17 protein-coding genes and 1 other RNA gene are annotated in these 18422 nt (G+C 76.0%); 8 read left to right on the top strand and 10 right to left on the bottom strand.

Annotated features, from left to right (window positions below; genetic code table 11):
* Positions 1–10: 10 nt before the first annotated feature.
* From ACFVHV_RS20510 to ACFVHV_RS20490, 5 genes are all read right to left on the bottom strand, one after another.
* On the bottom strand, positions 11–916 hold the full coding sequence (locus tag ACFVHV_RS20510) for a hypothetical protein (protein WP_359896883.1): 906 nt from the start codon (positions 914–916) through the stop codon (positions 11–13).
* Between the two features lie 187 nt (positions 917–1103).
* Positions 1104–2147, bottom strand: coding sequence for an N-acetylmuramoyl-L-alanine amidase (locus ACFVHV_RS20505; RefSeq protein WP_380352534.1), 1044 nt, complete (start codon positions 2145–2147; stop codon positions 1104–1106).
* Between the two features lie 7 nt (positions 2148–2154).
* A complete protein-coding gene (locus ACFVHV_RS20500) occupies positions 2155–3396 on the bottom strand; it encodes a hypothetical protein (RefSeq protein WP_359896885.1) in 1242 nt (413 codons plus the stop codon).
* A 137-nt stretch (positions 3397–3533) separates the two neighbouring features.
* Positions 3534–4187, bottom strand: coding sequence for a class I SAM-dependent methyltransferase (locus ACFVHV_RS20495; protein WP_359896888.1), 654 nt, complete (start codon positions 4185–4187; stop codon positions 3534–3536).
* Positions 4188–4347: 160 nt separating this feature from the next.
* Complete coding sequence (locus tag ACFVHV_RS20490; protein ID WP_380352532.1) at positions 4348–5733, bottom strand: M48 family metallopeptidase; 1386 nt, start codon at positions 5731–5733, stop codon at positions 4348–4350.
* Positions 5734–5881: 148 nt separating this feature from the next.
* Here ACFVHV_RS20490 and ACFVHV_RS20485 point away from each other — a divergent pair, with 148 nt between their 5' ends.
* Positions 5882–6964 (top strand): alcohol dehydrogenase catalytic domain-containing protein, encoded by a 1083-nt coding sequence (locus ACFVHV_RS20485; RefSeq protein ID WP_380352530.1) that lies wholly within the window; start codon positions 5882–5884, stop codon positions 6962–6964.
* 169 nt (positions 6965–7133) lie between these two features.
* On the opposite strand, the gene ACFVHV_RS20480 is transcribed toward ACFVHV_RS20485, so the two are convergent.
* The 3 genes from ACFVHV_RS20480 to ACFVHV_RS20470 form a co-directional block, all read right to left on the bottom strand.
* Positions 7134–7307 (bottom strand): hypothetical protein, encoded by a 174-nt coding sequence (locus ACFVHV_RS20480; RefSeq protein ID WP_380352529.1) that lies wholly within the window; start codon positions 7305–7307, stop codon positions 7134–7136.
* A 402-nt stretch (positions 7308–7709) separates the two neighbouring features.
* Positions 7710–9701, bottom strand: a complete 1992-nt coding sequence (locus tag ACFVHV_RS20475; RefSeq protein WP_380352528.1) for an alpha/beta hydrolase family protein — start codon at positions 9699–9701, stop codon at positions 7710–7712.
* Positions 9698–10714: a hypothetical protein gene (locus ACFVHV_RS20470; RefSeq protein ID WP_380352526.1), complete on the bottom strand. Its 1017-nt coding sequence runs from the start codon at positions 10712–10714 to the stop codon at positions 9698–9700. The genes ACFVHV_RS20475 and ACFVHV_RS20470 overlap by 4 nt, the downstream gene beginning before the upstream one ends.
* 807 nt (positions 10715–11521) lie before the next feature.
* On the opposite strand from ACFVHV_RS20470, the gene ACFVHV_RS20465 reads away from it, so the two are divergent.
* From ACFVHV_RS20465 to ACFVHV_RS20455, 3 genes are read left to right on the top strand one after another with little or no spacing between them, the layout of a single operon-like run.
* Complete coding sequence (locus ACFVHV_RS20465; protein WP_380352524.1) at positions 11522–12358, top strand: Nif3-like dinuclear metal center hexameric protein; 837 nt, start codon at positions 11522–11524, stop codon at positions 12356–12358.
* Positions 12359–12381: 23 nt separating this feature from the next.
* The gene (locus tag ACFVHV_RS20460; RefSeq protein ID WP_359896899.1) at positions 12382–13125 is read left to right on the top strand and encodes a C4-type zinc ribbon domain-containing protein; all 744 of its coding nucleotides are present in this window, start codon (positions 12382–12384) and stop codon (positions 13123–13125) included.
* Between the two features lie 4 nt (positions 13126–13129).
* Positions 13130–14263, top strand: coding sequence for a bifunctional RNase H/acid phosphatase (locus tag ACFVHV_RS20455; RefSeq protein WP_359896901.1), 1134 nt, complete (start codon positions 13130–13132; stop codon positions 14261–14263).
* Positions 14264–14283: 20 nt separating this feature from the next.
* On the opposite strand, the gene yaaA is transcribed toward ACFVHV_RS20455, so the two are convergent.
* Positions 14284–15069, bottom strand: a complete 786-nt coding sequence (gene yaaA, locus ACFVHV_RS20450) for a peroxide stress protein YaaA (RefSeq protein ID WP_359897126.1) — start codon at positions 15067–15069, stop codon at positions 14284–14286.
* A 183-nt stretch (positions 15070–15252) separates the two neighbouring features.
* Here yaaA and ACFVHV_RS20445 point away from each other — a divergent pair, with 183 nt between their 5' ends.
* The 4 genes from ACFVHV_RS20445 to rnpB all read left to right on the top strand — a co-directional run bounded on the left by ACFVHV_RS20445 (position 15253) and on the right by rnpB (position 18049).
* Positions 15253–15618 carry a hypothetical protein gene (locus tag ACFVHV_RS20445; protein WP_359896902.1) on the top strand — a complete coding sequence of 122 codons (366 nt, stop codon included), beginning with the start codon at positions 15253–15255 and terminating at the stop codon, positions 15616–15618.
* Entirely contained in the window at positions 15615–15986 is a 372-nt protein-coding gene (locus ACFVHV_RS20440; protein WP_359896904.1) for a type II toxin-antitoxin system death-on-curing family toxin, read from the top strand. Before ACFVHV_RS20445 ends, ACFVHV_RS20440 begins: the two co-directional genes overlap by 4 nt.
* Positions 15987–16156: 170 nt before the next feature.
* The gene (locus ACFVHV_RS20435; RefSeq protein WP_359897128.1) at positions 16157–17638 is read left to right on the top strand and encodes a DHA2 family efflux MFS transporter permease subunit; all 1482 of its coding nucleotides are present in this window, start codon (positions 16157–16159) and stop codon (positions 17636–17638) included.
* A gap of 13 nt (positions 17639–17651) precedes the next feature.
* An RNA gene (gene rnpB, locus ACFVHV_RS20430) (RNase P RNA component class A) lies at positions 17652–18049 on the top strand.
* Between the two features lie 39 nt (positions 18050–18088).
* On the opposite strand, the gene ACFVHV_RS20425 is transcribed toward rnpB, so the two are convergent.
* On the bottom strand, positions 18089–18346 hold the full coding sequence (locus ACFVHV_RS20425; protein ID WP_359896907.1) for a Prokaryotic metallothionein: 258 nt from the start codon (positions 18344–18346) through the stop codon (positions 18089–18091).
* Positions 18347–18422 lie beyond the last annotated feature (76 nt).

Here is an 18422-nt window from a genome sequence, read left to right as displayed (position 1 = left end):
CCGCGGGCGGTCAGCCGCGCTGGATGCCCGTGGTGTCGGCCAGCACGCCCTGGCTGCCGTCCGGCAGCTGCGCGACCAGCGCGGCGCCGCGCTGCTCGACGGCCAGGTACCAGGTGCCCGGCACGACCTCGCCGACCGGGGCGCCGGCCGGGTTGTCCTTCGGGGCCAGCTGGCGTGGGGCCGGGACGGCGAACCAGAACGGCTGGAAGTCCGCCGCCGGGGCGGCCGCCTGCTGCTGCGCGGCCGGGGCCGGCTGCGGCACCGGGGTGCCGGCGTCGTGCGGCTGGACCGGCTGGCCGGGCTGCGGCTGGCCGGCGCCCGGGTAGCCGTAGCCGCCCTGGCCGCCGAACGCCGGGTCGTGGCCCTGGGCCGGGTAGCCGTACTGACCGGGCTGGCCGGGCGCACCCGGGTGACCCGGCTGGCCCGGGTAGCCGTACTGGCCGGGGACGGCCGCCGGGCGGTCGGAGACCAGCGGGGCCTTCAGCGCGGGCACCAGGGGGCTCGCGGCGGCCGCGCCGGCGAGCACGATCAGCGCGATGAAGCCGAGCCAGGCGCCGAAGCCGTGGCTGACGTTCGGGCCGTACGGGCTGGCGCCCAGGGACCAGACCGAGGTCCACAGCGCGGCGACCGCGAAGGCGATGCCCCACTGGTCCAGTCGCAGGCCGAGGACCTGTCGGTTGGCCGCGGCCTGGCCCTGGAAGCGCTGCACCAGGATCAGCGCGGCGGCGACGATGCCGAGCAGGTAGATCGAGGGCAGGACGGGGAACAGATCGGTGCTCCACGCGTTCTTTGAGGCGTCCGCACAGAGCCGACCGCTGCAGTCCGCGGCCAGATAGGGCAGGAAGGAGGCGATGAAGAGCAGGACGGCCGCGCCTGCGACGGCGGCGTCTCCCCTGGTGAGAGCGCGCAGATTCACTAACGTTCCCCTCGTTGACGTGTCGTGGACGGTGGTTCGTGCGGTCGGGCCGACCGGCCGAAACTCCCGAACGGACCAGAAGCCTAGGCCCATCCGTCCTGCCGGTGCACGGCGGGACCGGGAATGGGGCGAAGTCGTTGCAAACCGTGCGGTCCGGGCGGAGCGTCGTCCTCCGGGGGTGTGCGGTTCAACTCCCGTGTCGCTCTTCGGTCTTCTCTTGGGTCGTCAGGAACGCGGTCAGTGCGTCGGCGATCCCCTGGGCCGCCTGTTGGCGCCACTGAGGGTCCGTCATCCGCTTCGCGTCCGTCGAGTTGCGCATGTTACCGCACTCGATGAACACCTTGGGGACGGTGGAGAGGTTGAGGCCGCCCAGGTCGGAGCGGGTGTCCAGGCCGTCCTTGGCGGTGTAGTCCGCGTACGGTTCGCCGGTCGCGGCGTGGAACCGCTCGCGCAGCAGGAGGCCGAGCCGGTGCGAGGGATCGACGATGGCCGCGTTGTCCGCCTTTCCGGCCACCACCCTGGCGGGCATGATCACGTGGAATCCGCTGCCGCTCGCCGGGCCGCCGTCCCCGTGCACCGAGAGCGCGACGTCGGCGTGCGCGTCGGCGCCCGCGCGGGCGCGTTCGTCGATGCACGGGCCCCAGGGGCGGTCGCCGTCCTGCGCCAGCACCACCTTGGCGCCCCGGGCGGTCAGGATGGCGCGGGCCCGGCGGGAGACGTCCAAGGTGTACTCGGCCTCGGAGTAGCCCGCGTTGGTCTCGGTGCCGGTGGTGTCGCACTCCTTGCGGGTGTTGCCGATGTCCACCTGGCGGTTGATCTCGGCGGTGTGGGCGGAGTTGCCGGGGTTGTGGCCGGGGTCGAGCAGGACGGTGCGGCCGGCCAGGCCGGTGGCGGTGTCGGCGGGCGGGGCCGGGGTCCCGGCCGAGGGGGCGCCGCCGGTGGGGCCGCTGTCGGTGGGCGCCGGTGCGACCGGAGGGGTGAGGGGTGTGCCGGTGGCGGCCGGCTGGTCCGTGGCCGGCTGGTCCGTGGCCGTCGGAGCCGGGGGCTCGGCGGCCGGGGCCGAGCCCGGGGACGACGTGGCCGGGGCCGCCGCGGCGCCCGCCGGGCCGGAGTGGTCGAGGGCCCGCCAGCCGAACCAGCCCGCCGTGCAGAGCGGAACGGCCACGGCCGCGGCCGTGGTGGCGCGCAGCAGGGCGGAGCGGCGGGGCGGTCGGGCGGCGGAACCGGTCACTGGTCGGTCAGATCCTGTCCTGGGTGCGCGGAGTCAGACCGTAGTTCTTCGCGATCACGTTCCACTTGGTCATGAAGTCCGTCTTCGCCTGGGTGGCCTTCGGGTTGAGCTCGTCCGCGCGCTTCTTGTCAGGGGTGGCCGGGGCCCTGCCGGTGCAGCCCTGGGCGGCGACGGCGCGCGCCCAGCTCGCGTACGCCTTGTCGATGTCGGCCGACAGCTGCCAGGCGGACTTCAGCGAGTTCACCGCGTCCGCGCCGCCCGGCACGTCCGTGACGGTCAGTTGGGAGAGCTTGGCCAGCAGGGCGGCCCGCTGGCTCGCGCCGTTGTCGAAGTCCTGCGCGGCGCTCTCGATGTCGGCCTTCGGCGGGCAGCTGGTCACCTTGGCGACGGCGCTGCCGATCGGGGCCTTGGCGTTCTCGCCCTCGCTGAGCAGACTGTCCAGCGCCTGGGCCTGCGTGCCGGCGGCCGGACCGGGGCCGGTCGCGGTCGGGGACGGCGTGCCGGCGGGCGAGCCGGAGGCGCTCGCTGCGGCGCTCGGCGCGCCGTCCGTGCCCGTGGGCGCGGGGGCGGGCGGCAGGTTGTCCGGGCCGGTCGCCGGGGCGGAGGCCGGGGCGGGCACGGCCCGGTCGTCCTTGTCGCCGCCCTGGAGGGCGAACAGCAGGCCGCCGCCGATCGCCAGCACCAGCAGCAGTGCCGAGCCGATCAGCAGCGGGGTCCTGCGGTTGGTGGGCCGGTCCTCGTCGTCCCCGTGGCCGGTCGGATAGTCGGGCTGGGTGCCGTAAGGAGGCTGGGCGCCGTACGGGGACTGCGGCGGGGCGGCGGGCGGCTGCAGGAGGTAGTCGTAGCCGGCGGCCTGCTGCGGTGCCTGCTGCGGGGCGTGGGACTGCGGACCCGCATGGGAGGGGAACGGCGAGGCCGGGGGCGGGGCGGCCGGGGGCGGCGGAGCGGCGGGGAACAGCCGGGCGGTCGGCGGATCGTAGCCGGGCGAGGCGGCCAGGTACGGGCGGGCGCCCAGCGGCGGGCCCTGGTCGCCGACGGCGCCGGGCACGGACGGCGGGGCCGTCGGGCCGGGGTGGGCGGCGGCCTGCGGAGCCGCGGACTGCGGGGCCGCGGGAGGCTGGGGGGCGGCGGGAGCCCCGGGGGCGGACTGGGCTTCGGCCGGGCGCTGCGGGCCGCGCACCCAGCCGCCGGCACCGCCGCGCGCGGTGGGGTCCCAGACCGCCGGAGCGCTGTTCTGCTGGTCCGTCATGTCGCTGCTGGCCCCCACCGTCCGCCGATGATCTGCGCTCTGCCTGGTGCTGCGCGGCCACCGTACCGTTCGAACCCCCGCCCGACAGCCCCGGCACGACGTTAGAGCATCGGTGCGGGGACGCGGGAAGGAACGCGCTACCGGGCGGCTCGGCGCAGGACCCGCAGGGAGCCCGTCACCGAGACCTCCTCGAAGCCCTCGGCCAGCGCCCGCAGGTACACCCGGTACGGGGCCTGGCCGCCGTCCGCCGGATCCGGGAAGACGTCGTGCACCACCAGCAGGCCCTCCGGCGCCAGGTGCGGCACCCAGCCCTCGTAGTCGCCGGTCGCGTGCTCGTCGGTGTGCCCGCCGTCGATGAACACCAGGCCCAGCGGGCGCCCCCACAGCGCGGCGATCCGCGGCGAACGGCCGACCAGCGCCACCACGTGCTCCTCCAGCCCGGCGGCGTGCAGGGTGCGGCGGAACCTCGGCAGGGTGTCCATCAGCCCGACCTCGGGGTCGACCAGCGTCGAGTCGTGGTACTCCCAGCCGGGCTGCTGCTCCTCCGAACCGCGGTGGTGGTCGACGGTCAGCGCGACGGTCCCGGCCTCCCGCGCCGCCGCCGCGAGCAGGATCGCCGAGCGGCCGCAGTAGGTGCCGATCTCCAGCACCGGCAGCCCGGTGCCGCGTGCCACCGCCACCGCCGCCGCGTACAGTGCGAGCCCCTCGTCCACCGGCATGAACCCGGTGGCCTCCTCGAACGCCGCCAGCACCTCGGGCGCCGGCTCGGCGCTCAGCAGCAGGTCGGACATGCGGTGCTCCTCGGGGGTCGGGACGCGGGCGGACGTGCACGGACCCTACTCGACGGTAGCGGCGGCGACGGCGCCGGGGCGGCCGGGGCGGCCGGGGCCGCGCGGGCTCACGGTGCCCGGCCCGCGAGCAGTCGGTGCCCGCCCAGTGCCCGTCCGGTGCTCAACCGGCGAGCAGCTCGGCGGCGATCCGGGCGCGGTGCGGGGCCAGCTCGGCGGCAATCGCCCCGGCCTCGGCGGGGGCGGCGGTGACGGCGGCCGGCCGGGCCTCCGCGCGCTCGACCAGCGCGATCCGCAGATGGGTCGGCGGGTGGGTGGAGTCCACGGCGACGCGGTCACGGGCGCTGAGCCGCAGCAGGCGCTCGCGCTCGGTGGCGGGGACGGAGCCGAGGTGCTCGCGCAGGCGCTCCCAGAGCAGGTCCGGGGCGGGCGGCTTCGGCGGCTCCGGCTGCTCGGCCGTCCGGCCCCGGCCGCGGCGGACCGTCCGGGGACGCCGGCGCTCCTCGGCGCGGATCCGGTCCACGGCCGTGCACACCGGGCCGAACAGCAGGAAGGTCGAGAGCATGCCACCGGCCGCCTCGCTGCCGCCGACCCGGACGGCGAGGGCGTCCGCTCGGTACTCGGCCTGCTGTCCGGCGCGGGAGGTGAGCCGGTCGAACAGGTACAGGCCCTGGAGCAGCAGCCAGGCGACGGCCCGCAGGACGACCGCGCCGACCATCGCGCCGATCCGGATCAGCAGCGAGACCTCGTCGCCGGGCCGGCGGCCCGGACGGTCGGGCCGGACCATGTCGTACCAGGCCGCGAGCGCCACGATCGCGCTGTGCAGCCAGAACGAGCGCCGGTGGTCGCCGTTGACGTGATGGCCGAACTCGTGGCCGAGCAGGGCGATCCGCTGCCGGTCGTCCAGCACCTCCCAGAGCGGCAGACCCAGCCGGAGGACGGGACGGCGGCGCAGCCCCACCAGCCCGTAGGAGGCGTTGAACTCGTCGGTGACCTGGATGGCGGCCACCGGCGCGGCACCGAGCTCGGCGGCAACCCGGTCCGCCAGCCCGTACAGCGCCGGAGCCGAGGCCCGGTCGAGGACGTTCTCGCGCGGCAACCGGCCGAGCCGGGGGCGCAGCGCGACCGCGATCACCAGCGCCACCGCGCCCGCGCAGCGCTGCACCGTGTTCCCGGTGACGAGCAGCCAGAGCGCCAGGAAGAACAGGCCGACGGTGACCAGGTGGATCGGAACGGCGGCGGAGGCCAGCAGCCAGTCGCGGCGGGCGGTGGGGGAGTCGCCGCCCGCGGCCTGCTCCTCGAACAGCCGGTCGGTGCGGTCGGCCGCCGCCCGCTCGCGCCGGGTGGGCGCGGCGGTGCCGTCCTGACCGGGGGACAGGTTCCAGTCGCAGGCCGGGCACCAGGCGGTGAAGCGCCGGTCGGCGGTCAGCGCGGCGTCGCAGCGGGGGCAGGGCCCGCCGTGGGCGGCCGGCTCGGCGGAGATCGGCGGCGACGTCGGTGGGGACGTCGGTGGGGACGTCTGCGGGGGTATCGACACGGTGGTGATCATGGCGTGTTCCGGTGGTGGAAGGACAGTGGATCCGCACAGTTCCGCCGGCCGCTTGTTGTGGAACGCGTTCTCGTCGCGCCGCGCCGCCCGTGCCAGAATCGGCGCGACCGCCGATCCGAGGAACACCAGGCACCCCGGGAGCAGCACCATGCGCGCAGCCGTCCTGCACAAGACCGGCCAGGAGACCCTCGACGTCCGCGAGGACGTGACGGCCGTGGGCTTCGGGCCGGGCACCGTACGGGTCCGGATGCGCGCCGCCAGCCTCTGCCACTCGGACCTCTCCGCGATGAGCGGCGTGCTGCCGCAGCCCGCGCCGTTCGTCCCCGGGCACGAGGGCGCCGGGGACGTGGTGGAGGTGGGCGAGGGCGTCACCGGCCTCGCCGCCGGTGACCGGGTGGTGCTCTGCTGGATGGCCCCGTGCGGCCGCTGCGACCACTGCCGCCGGGACCGCGGCCACCTGTGCATCGCCAGCCTGCGCGGCCTCGGCGCCCCGGGCTTCCGGATCGCCGAGGGCGAGCTGAACGCCTCAGGCTTCTACGGCACCGGGGCCTTCGCCGAGGAGGTCGTGGTCGCGGCGAACGCCGTCATCAAGGTGCCCGCCGACCTCCCCTACGAGGCCGCCGCGCTGATCGGCTGCGGAGTGACCACGGGCATCGGCGCCGCCGTGAACACCGCCCGGGTCGAGCCCGGCGCCTCCGTCGCGGTGATCGGGGCGGGCGGGGTCGGTGTGGCCACCGTGCAGGGCGCCCGGGTCTGCGGCGCCGGCCGGATCACCGTCGTCGACCCGGTGGCCTCGCGCCGCGAGCGCGCCCTGGCCTTCGGCGCCACCGAGGCGATCGCGCCCGAGGACCTGAAGGCGGCGGCCAAGAAGCTGCCCGGCGGCGGCTTCGACTACGTCTTCGAGGCGGTCGGCCGCGCGGCCACCGTCCGGGCCGGCTACGAGGCCGCCCGGCGCGGCGGCGCGGTGGTGGTCATCGGCGCGGGCGCGCAGGACGACCTCGCGCAGTTCACCATGGGCGAGCTGTTCTTCAACGAGAAGCGCCTGCTGCCCTCGCTGTACGGCGGGGCGACGGTGACGCGCACCATCGGGCTGGTCGTGGACCTCTGGCGGGCCGGGCGGATCGACCTCGACGGGATGGTCACCCACCGGGTGGGGCTCGCGGACGTCAACGAGGCGATCGCGCAGATGCGCAGCGGCGAGGCGCTGCGGACGGTCGTCACGATGGACTGAGGGCCGGGCCGGGCCGGGGGCGGGACGCGGGGACGGCCGGGCGGGGCCCGGGGAAGAGCGAGGGCCCGCCGGGGGAGTCCGTGCTCTCCCGGCGGGCCCTCGGGCGCGGCACCGCCGTGCGGTGCTGCTGCGCGGTGCCCTTGGTGCCGACGCCCCGGTGGTGGCGCGGTCAGCCCCGCGCGCCGGCCGCGCGGTGGCGGCCGTGCGGGTCGGTCTCCGGGCTGTCGTCGTCGGCGGAGCCACCGCGGTGGCGGCCGTGCGACCCGGTGTCCTTGGCCGTCTTCTCGTCGGCGTCGGTCCCGGTAACCGCGGGTCCGGTGGTGTCGGTGAGGGTGTCGGACATGAGATTCGTCTTTTCCGTGCGGAGGGTGCGGGTCATCGGCGCCCGGCCGGCGCCGGTGGCGCACGGTCGGGTCCCCGATCGGGTGCTCGGTACGCGCCCGTAGCCGGTGATCACGGCCCGTGCCCCGGCCACCATAACGGCCGGGACGGGCGAGATCCTATCGAGATCCTGACGCGAGTCCCGTGCTGGTCCGGGGCCCGGGGCCGGGCCGGCGGCGCACCGGCTCGCGGTGGACCGGGGGCGGTGTCCGGAGGTCGCCGGGCCGGGCCGACGGCCCGCGCTCACCTGCGCAGTTCACTCGGATCGCCCAGCGCGGCATCGGGGCCGCCCGGCCGTGCGGGAGGGTCCGTGAGGGTCCGGGAAGGTCCGGGAGTTCGTGATCTTCGGCGGGCGGAGGGCGGATCAGCCCGGACGGCCGGTCCGCAGGAACGTGGCCAGCAGCTCGTGCAGGACGGCGGCGCCCTCGTCGGCGAGCACCTCGTGCCCGGAGCCCGCCGCCTCGACGTACCGGAAGTCCTCGCCCTCGACCCGGCCGATCCGCAGCAGTTCGTGCCGCAGCGACCGGGACTGGCTCACCGGCACGACCTCGTCCCGGTTGCCGTGCACCATCAGCAGCGGCGCGCTCAGCCGGTGTGCGAGTTGCAGGACGTCGCGCGGTCCGCGGGCGTCGGAGATCGGCTCGCCACCGCCCAGGCGGGTGGCCAACGCCCCCACGGGGGGCGCCGCTTCGGCCAGCAGCCGGGCGCCGGACAGGAACGGTGCGACCACCGCGCAGCGGGCGACCTGCCCGGCCGGCGCGTGCGCGGCCGCCAGCAGCGCGAGGAAGGCGCCGTAGCTGACCCCGAAGAGGGCGGGCGGCTCCAGGCCCAGGGCGGCGCGCTGGCCGGCGATGCCGTCCAGCAGGTACAGGACGTCGTCCAGGTCGGGGCCGCCCCAGGCGCCCCGGATGGCCAGCGCGTGCGCCACGCCGTAGCCGGTGGAGCCGCGCTGGTTGGGCGCGACCACCGCCAGGCCCTCGGCGGCCATCCGCTGCAGCGCCGGGTCGAACTCCAGCCGCCAAGCGTCCGCCGGGCCGCCGTGCAGCGCCAGCACCAGGTGCGGGCTGCTCAGCCAGCTGTCCCCGCCGTACACCACGGCCTCCAACGGGCCTGCCGGGCCCGCCAGTTCGAGGCTCTGCGCGGGCTGCCAGCGGCCGCCGTCGCCGGGCGGGGTGCTGCCGTCCAGCCGCCAGCCGGGCGGTGTGGTCCGTACCGGGCGCATCCCACCGGGCTGCCAGGGCAGGACGGTGTCCCGCCACGGGCCGGGCAACCCCGAGGCCAGCGGCGCGAGTTGAAGCGGCAGCGGTACCGGGGCGGAGGCGGCCGGGAGCGGGCCGTGCGCCAGCAGCGCGTCGACGTCCAGGGTGGCCAGCGCCGTCGGACGGTCGGGCGAGGAGTACGGCAGCCGAAGCCCGGCCTCGCCCCAGTGGCCGACCGCGCCGAGTCGCCCGGGCGGCGCCGGCAGCGGGTCCAGCCGTCCGGTGGCGGGCCGCCACAGCGCGAGTGTCGAGCCCGCGCCGTGGTCGATCTGCACCGCGACCCGGGGGCCGTCCGCCGCCACCCGCAGGGCCACCGGCCGCAGGAGCATGCCCGCGACGTGCAGGCACTCCGGGAACCGCAGCGGCTCCCCGGTGCCGAGGAGACCCCAGCCGAGCCGGTCGGTGCCGGGCGCGTCGCTGCGCACCATCGCGAACCGGCTTTCCGGGTCGAACAGGACGAGGCGGTCGTTGCTGTGCGGGCCGATCTCCAGCAGCGGGGTGGTGCGGCCGGTGCGCAGGTCGAGCACCACGCTGCGGACCAGGCCGTCGTTCACCCGGTCCAGCGCGAGCAGTGTGCCCGTACGGTCGAGCCAGGTGCCGCCGCCGTGCAACCCGGGGATCTCGGCGACCTGTTCGGGCTCGCTGCCGTCCGTCCGCACCAGCCAGGCGGTGGTCGCCGGGCGGGTGTCGCTGCCGAGGGCGACCGCCACCGGCGTCCGCGGCCCGGCCCCGGCCGCCGCCGGGAGCGGCAGCATCCGCAGTCCGGCCATCCTGAGCGCACCCGACGGCTGTTCCACAGCGGAGCTTTCGCCCGGCGTCAGGCGGGACAGGTCGTGCCGGTCGCCGTCGTGCCGACAGATCAGCACCGAGCCGTCCGGCAGGGCGACCAGCTGCGAGCGCAGGCTCTCCGAGCGGTTGCCGGGCAGTGCCAGTGCGGTCGGCGCGGCCGGCCCGCCGTCCTGCGGAAGCCGCCAGCTCTCCACGTACCAGCCGCTGTCGGCCGAGGAGGCGAGGCAGGCGGCGTGGCTGCCGTCGGCGGCGAAGGCGAAGTTCAGCCGGCGCAGGGCCTGGGTCACGGTCCGGGTGGCCACGTTCATGCTCCGCTCACCCCGGTGGTGCCGGCCGGGCGCGCGGCGCCGGACGGGCCTGTCGTGTCCGGCCGGAGCCGGGGGCCGCCGTGGCGCAGCCGCGGCCGGAAGGCCGGCGGGCCTGCCGCGCCGGTGCCGTAGCCGGGGGCGCGGCAGGCCCCGGTCCCGTCCGGGGGCACCAGGAGGTCGTCGCGCAGCGCCGCCCGCACCCGGGCCACTCCCCACCGCTGCCGCGGATGCTCGGCGCGCAGCCCGAGGATCGCCGGCGCCAGCCGACGGGCCGTCCCGCCGGTCCTGGCCGCGAGGGCGAGCCAGCGGCCGAGGCGTTCGGCGACCGGGCGGGCCCGCGGGAGGTCCTCGGACAGCAGCGGGTCGTGGCCGGTGGCCAGTAGGAAGAGGAGTCCGCCGAGGGCGTACAGGTCGACGGCCGGATCGGCGACGCGGCCGCGGTCGGCGGCGGCGAGCCGGCCGGGCCCGTGCTCGGGGGCGCGGTAGCCGGGGGCGCCGGCCGAGCCCGCGGGGCGTCCGGTTTCGGCGGCGAGTTCGAGGTGGGCCAGCCGCAGCGTGCCGTCCGGGCGGACCATGACGTTGCCGGGGGAGAGGTCGCGCAGCACCAGCCCCTGGGCGTGCACCTGTTCGACCAGATCGAGCAGTCCGTGCGCCACCGGCCCGGCCTCGGCCCAGTCGACGTCGGGGCGGCCGTCGCGCCGCAGCCGCGCGGCCACCCAGTCGTCCAGGGGCTGCCCGGCGATTCGTTCCTGCACCAGGAAGACGGAGTCCTCCTGCTCGATCAGTTCGACGGCGAGCGGCGCCAGGCCCTGCCCCGCCAGTCGGGCGAGCAGCGCGGCCTCGTGCCGCAGCGCGTCGCGGGCGTCGGTGCCGGCCCGGTCCACCCCCGTGTGCGCCCGGGCCTGCTTGACCACGACCTCGGCACCGCTCGACACCTCCCGGCCGAGGAACACCCCGCCCTCCGCGTCGTGCCGGACGGCGGCGGTCAGCGCGTACCGCCCGGCCAGCAGCACCCCGCCCCGGCGCTTCGCCCCGGCCGAAGGGGCCGCGGCGGAAGCGGAGGAAGGGGCAGGCGCGGAGGGAAGCGCCTTGCCGGAAGGGGCGGCGCCGGGAGAAGGGGCAGGAACGCGCGGCGAGGACACGGGCGGCCTGGCCGCGCGCCGGAAGCCGCCGGCGGTGACGTCCCGGTCACCGCCGCCTCCCCGGCCTCCGGCACCGGTCAGTGCCGCCCGTGTCGTCTCCGGCCACGAACCCGCCGCATCCGGTCCGCGCTCCACCGATCCCCTGTCCCCGGCCGCACGCAGCGATGTGCCCGCCCTCATTCGCCACCACATCCCTTCGTCTCCGCCGCCGCGCCGGGTGCCCACTGCTCGCGGCACCCGGGGCGGCGGCCCGGCCCGATCGGTTTCCCCGGAGGGGGCGGCGGTGCCGCCCCGGCACGGGAGTGCTCACCCGGATCCCGTCCGGCCCGCGCGGCATCCGCCCGACTCCGGGTCGTGGCTGCCGCCGGTGCAACTCCCGTTCGCAGGAGTGAAGTTACTTTCGAGCCGGCCGAAGCCTCAACGCAGAGCCGGTCACTTCACTCGTAAGGGTGATCAAGGCGTGGTTTCGAATTCGTACGAGAACCCTGCTGTGAGTAACGGGCGCCCGGCGCGCGGCCGCGTACGGAGCGCGCGGGCCCCGCCGGGCGCCTCCCGTCACAGATTGACGCGCACCCGTACGCCCACAGCTCCCGCGTCCGAACAGCCGCCGCGACTCCCCCGGCAGCCCGCCGAACGGCCGAGGCCCGACCGCGCCCGCGCGCACGGTAGTCTCGACAGGTGCCGAAACTGTCCGACGTCATCACCGCGCTCGAAGAGGTCTACCCGCCGCAGTGGGCGGAGTCCTGGGACGCCGTCGGCCTGGTCTGCGGGGACCCTCAGGCCGAGGTCAACCGCGTGCTCTTCGCCGTCGACCCCGTCCAGGCGGTCGTCGACGAGGCCGTGGAGTGGGGCGCCGACCTCGTGGTCACCCACCACCCCCTCTACCTGCGCGGCACCACCAGCGTCGCGGCCACCACCTTCAAGGGCCGGGTGGTGCACACGCTGATCACCAACGGCATCGCCCTGCACGTCGCCCACACCAACGCCGACCACGCCGACCCCGGCGTCTCGGACGCGCTCGCCGAGGCGGTGGGCCTGCGGGTCACCGGCCCGCTGGTACCGGACCCGACCGACCCGCTGGGCCGCCGCGGCACCGGCCGGATCGGCCTGCTGGAGCCCCCGCTGCCCCTCTCCGCCTTCGCCGCGCAGGTGGCGAAGGGCCTGCCCGCCACCGCCGCCGGCGTCCGCGTCTCCGGCGACCCGAACCGGCTGGTCAGCCGGGTCGCGGTGTGCGGCGGCTCGGGCGACAGCCTCTTCGCCGACGTCCGGGCGGCCGGCGTGGACGCCTACCTGACCGCCGACCTGCGTCACCACCCGGCCTCCGAGGCCGCCGAGGCGGCGCCCGTCGCGCTGCTCGACGCCGCCCACTGGGCCACCGAGTGGCCCTGGCTCACCCTGGCCGAGCGGGCCCTGCTGGCCGTCGCCGACAAGCGCGGCTGGGCCGTGGAGACCAAGGTCTCCCACCGGGTCACCGACCCGTGGACCGCGCACGCCCCCATGTCCTTCACCGCCTGACCCGATTCACAGGAGCTCTCCGCTTGAACGCCGCGCCCGCCGACCAGATCCGCCTGCTCGACCTCCAGGCCATCGACTCGAAGCTCGACCAGCTGGCCCACCGGCGCCGGAGCCTGCCCGAGCACGCCGAGATCGACAAGGCCACCGCCGACCACACCGCGCTCAAGGACCTCGTCGTCGCCGCCGAGGCCCAGAGGGGCGACACCGCCCGCGAGCTGACCAAGGCCGAGCAGGACGTCGAGCAGGTCCGCTCCCGTGCCGCCCGCAACCAGCAGCGCCTGGACTCCGGCGCGATCACCTCGCCGAAGGACCTGGAGAACCTCCAGCACGAGATCGGCTCGCTCGCCAAGCGCCAGGGCGACCTGGAGGAGGTCGTGCTGGAGATCATGGAGCGCCAGGAGAGCGCCAACACCCGGGTCGAGGAGCTGTCCGCCCGCCTGGAGCACTCCACCATCGTGCTCAAGGAGGCCGAGGGCCGCCGCGACGCCTCCTTCGCCGAGATCGACGGCGAGGCCGACAAGGTCAAGCGCGACCGCGAGACCGTCGCCACCGTCATCCCCGCCGACCTGCTGAAGGTGTACGCCAAGCTGCGCGAGACCCAGGGCGGCGTCGGCGCGGCCCGCCTCTACCAGCGCCGCTGCGAGGGCTGCCGCACCGAGTTCTCCATCACCGAGCTGAACGCCATCAAGGCCGAGCCGGCCGACAAGGTGGTCCGTTGCGAGAACTGCTCGCGGATCCTGGTCCGCACCTCCGACTCGGGCGTCTGAGCCGGTGGCGGCGCGTTTCGTCGTCGAGGCTGACGGCGGGTCCCGGGGCAACCCGGGGCCGGCCGGCTACGGCGCGGTGGTCCGTGACGGGGACACCGGGCAGATCGTCGCCGAGGCCGCCGAGTTCATCGGCCACGCCACCAACAACGTGGCCGAGTACAAGGGCCTGATCGCCGGGCTCAAGGCGGCCCGCGAGCTGGACCCGGACGCCTCGGTGGACGTCCGGATGGACTCCAAGCTGGTCGTCGAGCAGATGTCCGGGCGCTGGAAGATCAAGCACCCCGACATGCAGCCGCTCGCCGCCGAGGCGCGCACCGTCTTCCCGCGCGCCCGGGTCACGTACACCTGGATCCCGCGCGAGCGGAACAAGGACGCCGACCGGCTGGCCAACGAGGCGATGGACGCGGGCAAGGCCGGGCGCCAGTGGGAGCCCCGCAAGCCGGCGGCCGCCGTCGAGGAACCCCCGCTGGAGACCGCCGCGCCCAAGGCCGGCTGGGCGGCCCCGGCCGACCTCGGCACCCCCACCACCTTCGTCCTGCTGCGCCACGGCGAGACCCCGCTCACCCCGGAGAAGCGCTTCTCCGGCAGCGGCGGCAGCGACCCGGAGCTCTCCGACAAGGGCCGCTGGCAGGCCGAGCGGGCCGCCGAGGCGCTGGCCGCGCGCGGCAGCGTCCAGGCGGTCGTCGCCTCCCCGATGCGCCGCACCCGGCAGACCGCCGAGACCGTCGCCGCCCGGCTCGGCCTGGAGGTCCGGTACGAGGACGGGCTGCGCGAGGTCGACTTCGGCGACTGGGAGGGCCTGACCTTCGCCGAGGTGCGGGAGCGGTACCCGGACGACCTGACCGCCTGGCTCGGCTCCGCCAAGGCCAGGCCGACCGGCAGCGGCGAGAGCTTCACCACGCTCACCCACCGGGCCGGCGTCGCCCGGGACAAGATCCTCGCCCGGTACGCGGGGAAGACGGTCCTGGTGGTCTCGCACGTCAGCCCGATCAAGACCCTGGTCCGGCTGGCGCTCGGCGCCCCGCCGGACTCCATGTACCGGATGGAGCTGTCCGCCGCCTCGATCTGCGCCGTCCAGTACTACGCGGACGGCAACGCCTCGCTGCGGCTGCTCAACGACACCTCGCACCTGCGCTGACCGGCCGGTCACGGACGTGCTCAGTGCACGTCCGTGACCACCACGTCCAGCTGCCACGGCTTGCGCGCCGTGCCCTCCGCCGCGAGCTCGACCTGGTGGCCCAGCTCCAGCAGCGCGTCCATCAGCTCGCCGGGGGTCTTCGGCTCGGCCCCGGCGAGCAGCAGGTCCCGGACGATCCGGCCCTTGGTCGCCTTGTTGAAGTGGCTGACCACGGTGCGCTTGCCGTCGCGCTCCTGGAGCACCCGGACGGTCGCGGTCCGGGAGGCCACCTCGCCGGCCGGCTTCCACGCCGCCGCGTACGCGGAGCTGCGCAGGTCCAGCACCAGCCCGTCCGCGACCTCCGGGAGCACGGGGGCCGTCACGCTCCGCCAGTACGTGCCGAGCGCCCCCAGCTCCGGGAGCTTCACGCCCATCGAGCAGCGGTAGGACGGGATCCGGTCGGAGATCCGCACGGCGCCCCAGAGGCCGGAGAAGACCAGCAGCGAGCGCTCGGCCCGGTCGTACGCGGCGGCGTCCAGGGTGGCCAGGCCGAGGTTGTCGAACAGCACCCCGGTGTACACCTCGCCCGCCGGGCGGGCCCCGGCCGTCGGCAGTCCGGCGTTCTTGGCGATCTCGCCGCGCAGGCCGGGGGAGAGACCGAGCACCTCGGCGGCGGTGTCCTCGTCGCCCCGGCACAGGCGCACCAGCGCGTCCAGTACCGCGCCGCGCGCCGCCGTCAGCCCGGGCAGCGACAGCCGCTCCAGCGCCACCGGCCCGCCGTCCCCGGATCCGGCCTTGCCCTCCGAGGGCGGCAACAGCACCAGCACAGCGGACTCCTCGACGATCTGTGGCACACGAACCCCGCAACCCTACTGCGCCCGCCGTACGGACCCCGCCCTCGCGACCGCCCCCTTGCCCCGGCCCCGCAGCGGGCGGGCGGGCGCGGCCGGCAATTCGGTGGGGCACCCGGGCGTTCACCAGTACGGTGAGCGGCGAGGAGAGTGAGTGCGATGACCCTGCGACCCCTGGACCTGGTGCCCGGCGACGACGACGCCGTGGAGGAGTCCCTGTCCGTGCGCCTGCCCGCCGGCCTGCCGGCCGAGACCCGGACCGCGCTGGAGTTCGCGCTGCGGGCGGCCGCGCAGGCGGTGATGGCCGGGCGGGTGCGGGTGACCGGGGCGCCGGACGGCGCGGACACCGCCGAACTCGCCTTCGAGGTCCGCCAGTCCGACGTCCCCAGGGCGCTCACCGGGCCGACCGCTCCGGAGGCCGGTCGGGAGGCCGGTCGGGAGAGCAGGGCCGAGCGCCGGGCGGCCATGGTGGCCCGGATCCGCACCGCCAACGCGGAGACGCTGGAGAGGCTCAAGGACCTGTGACCGAGTACCTGGACCTCGACGACGTCACCTACCTCGCCGGCGGTCCGGAGACCGTCCGCGACCTCGGCGGCCTGCTCTCGGCGATCGCCCGCCCGCAGGCGAGCCTGTTCGGCGAGGACGCCTACCCGGACCTCTGGTCCAAGGCGGCGGCCCTCGGCCAGAGCCTGGCCCGCAACCACCCCCTGATCGACCGCAACAAGCGCACCGCCTTCGAGGCGATGCTGCTGTTCCTGGACTACAACGGCGAGCCGTACACCGACCCGCACCCGGACGACGCCGTGGCCTTCATGCTCCGGCTCGCCACCGGGGGCTACGACGACGCGGTCGCGCTCGCCGCCAAGGACCTGAAGTCCCTGCTGGGGCGCTGAGCCCCGCCGGGGCCGCCGGGCCGTGCCACCCCCTCCGGCCGGGGGCGGCGAGGCCCGGGCGTCGCCACCCGGACGCGCCACCCGGACGCGCCGCCAACCCGCCCCGGGCCGCCCCGCGGTGGGAGGATCGGTCCGTGCCCGCCCCCCAGCCCCGCGCCGCCGCCGCGCCCGTGCCTGCCCCCGGGCCCGCGCCCGGCCCCCGCCGCCGTCTGCTCGTCCTGGCGATCTGCTGCCTGAGCCTGTTCATCGTCGGCCTCGACAACACCGTGGTGAACATCGCCCTGCCGGTGATCCAGCGGGACCTGGGCGCCCCGGCGTCCGGGCTGCAGTGGATCATCGACGCCTACACCCTGGTGCTGGCCTCGCTGCTGATGCTGTTCGGCTCGGTGGCCGACCGCTTCGGTCGCCGCCGGGTGTTCCAGACCGGGCTGGTCTGCTTCGCGCTCGGCTCGCTGCTGTGCAGCCAGGCGACGAGCCTGGGCTGGCTGGTGGCGTTCCGGGCGCTCCAGGCGGTGGGCGGTTCGATGCTCAACCCGGTGGCGATGTCGATCATCACCAACACCTTCACCGACCCGAAGGAGCGGGCCCGGGCGATCGGTGTCTGGGGCGGCGTGGTCGGCATCTCGATGGCGCTCGGCCCGCTGCTCGGCGGCTTCCTGGTGGACGGCGCGGGCTGGCCGTCGATCTTCCTGATCAACGTCCCGGTGGCGCTCGCCGCCATCGCGCTGACCGCCCGCTTCGTGCCCGAGTCCCGGGCGCCCCGGCCGCGCCGGCTGGACCCGGTCGGGCAGCTGCTGATGATCGTGCTGCTCGGCTGCGGCACCGCCGCGATCATCGAGGGGCCGGCCAACGGCTGGACGTCCCCGCTGATCCTCGCGCTGGCCTCCACCGCCGGGGCCGCGCTGATCGCCTTCCCGCTCTGGGAGCGCCGGGTGGCCGAGCCGCTGGTGGACCCCCGGTTCTTCGCCAGCGCGCCGTTCACCGGCGCCACCGTCACCGCGGTCTGCGCCTTCGCCGCGCTCGGCGGCTTCCTCTTCCTCAACACCCTCTACCTCCAGGACGTCCGCCACTACGGCCCGGTCGAGGCCGGCCTGTGGACGCTGCCGATGGCCGGGATGATGCTGGTCTGCGCGCCGCTGTCCGGGCGGATCGTCGCGAGCCGGGGCCCGCGCCTGCCGCTGGTCGCGGCCGGTCTCGGCCTCGCCGCGAGCGGGCTGCTGCTGACCCGGCTCGCCGCCGACTCCCCGCCCGCCCTGCTGCTGGCCGCGTACGGGCTGTTCGGCTTCGGCTTCGGCATGGTCAACGCGCCGATCACCAACGCCGCGGTGTCCGGCATGCCGCGCGCCCAGGCGGGCGTGGCGGCCGCGGTCGCCTCGACCAGCCGTCAGATCGGCCAGTCGCTGGGCGTGGCGGTGATCGGCACGGTCGTCGCCTCGGCCGTGGTCGGGCCGGTCGCGACCGGCTTCGCCCGGGCCAGCCACGCCGGCTGGTGGATCCTGGTCGGCCTCGGCGGCGCCGTCCTCGTCCTGGGCCTGGTCACCACCACGGCCTGGGCGAGCGCGACGGCCGCCCGGGTGGCCGCCCGCCTCGGCGCCGAGCCGCCGGCCGTCCGGTCCGGTGTACGGGAGGCGCCGCCCGAGCGGCTACCATGACCACTACGGCGGAAGAGTCGGCCGGGCGGTCGCGACGGGTCCCAGACCCGCCGAGGAACGTCCGGGCTCCACAGAGCAGGGTGGTGGGTAACGCCCACCCGGGGTGACCCGCGGGACAGTGCCACAGAAAACAGACCGCCCACCGCTTTTCGTGGTGGGTAAGGGTGAAACGGTGGTGTAAGAGACCACCAGCGACCGGGGTGACCCGGCCGGCTAGGTAAACCCCACCTGGAGCAAGGTCAAGATCGGTGCCCTCGGGCACCGTGCGCGGACGTTTGAAGGCTGCTCGCCCGAGTCCGCGGGTGGACCGCACGAGGCTGTCGGCAACGGCAGCCCTAGATGGATGGCCGCCTCCCCGGGCCGCGCAAGCAACCCGGGAGACAGAACCCGGCGTACAGGCCGACTCTTCCGCCCCTTTCCCTCCCCGCCGTCCGGCGGGGCCCCGCCGGGTCAGGCGGGGCGGGCGCCGACGGCGTCGCGGATCTGGTCGCCGAGGCCGCCGTTGACGCGGGCGCAGTTGGCGCAGCAGAAGAACATGCCGGCGACTTCGACGCCGTGGCCGACGATGCGCACGTCGCACTGTTCGCAGCGCGGGGCGAGCTTCTCCATCGCGCACTCGAAGCTGTCGAAGGTGTAGGTGTCGCCGGTGACCGTCTTGATCTCGAAGGCCAGCCAGTAGTCGTTGCCGCAGGTGACGCAGATGGCCATGGCGGCCGTCTCCTTCCGGTGGGGCCGTCCCGGCGGGGCGGCTCGACTCCCAGTGTCGAAGGCCCGGTCGGCGGCG

Source organism: Kitasatospora sp. NPDC127116 (genome assembly GCF_042677365.1).
Lineage (GTDB): Bacteria > Actinomycetota > Actinomycetes > Streptomycetales > Streptomycetaceae > Kitasatospora > Kitasatospora lactacystinica.
Note: the sequence above shows the minus strand (reverse complement) of the source record. Positions and strands in the feature narration are given on the sequence as shown.

What these genes read in the sequence shown, in the direction of transcription:
- ACFVHV_RS20500 (WP_359896885.1), bottom strand. Translation starts at nt 3,396, where the DNA reads ATGACGGACCAGCAGAACAGCGCTCCGGCGGTCTGGGACCCCACCGCG.
- ACFVHV_RS20495 (WP_359896888.1), bottom strand. Translation starts at nt 4,187, where the DNA reads ATGTCCGACCTGCTGCTGAGCGCCGAGCCGGCGCCCGAGGTGCTGGCG.
- ACFVHV_RS20490 (WP_380352532.1), bottom strand. Translation starts at nt 5,733, where the DNA reads ATGATCACCACCGTGTCGATACCCCCGCAGACGTCCCCACCGACGTCC.
- ACFVHV_RS20485 (WP_380352530.1), top strand. Translation starts at nt 5,882, where the DNA reads ATGCGCGCAGCCGTCCTGCACAAGACCGGCCAGGAGACCCTCGACGTC.
- ACFVHV_RS20480 (WP_380352529.1), bottom strand. Translation starts at nt 7,307, where the DNA reads ATGTCCGACACCCTCACCGACACCACCGGACCCGCGGTTACCGGGACC.
- ACFVHV_RS20475 (WP_380352528.1), bottom strand. Translation starts at nt 9,701, where the DNA reads ATGAACGTGGCCACCCGGACCGTGACCCAGGCCCTGCGCCGGCTGAAC.
- ACFVHV_RS20445 (WP_359896902.1), top strand. Translation starts at nt 15,253, where the DNA reads ATGACCCTGCGACCCCTGGACCTGGTGCCCGGCGACGACGACGCCGTG.
- ACFVHV_RS20425 (WP_359896907.1), bottom strand. Translation starts at nt 18,346, where the DNA reads ATGGCCATCTGCGTCACCTGCGGCAACGACTACTGGCTGGCCTTCGAG.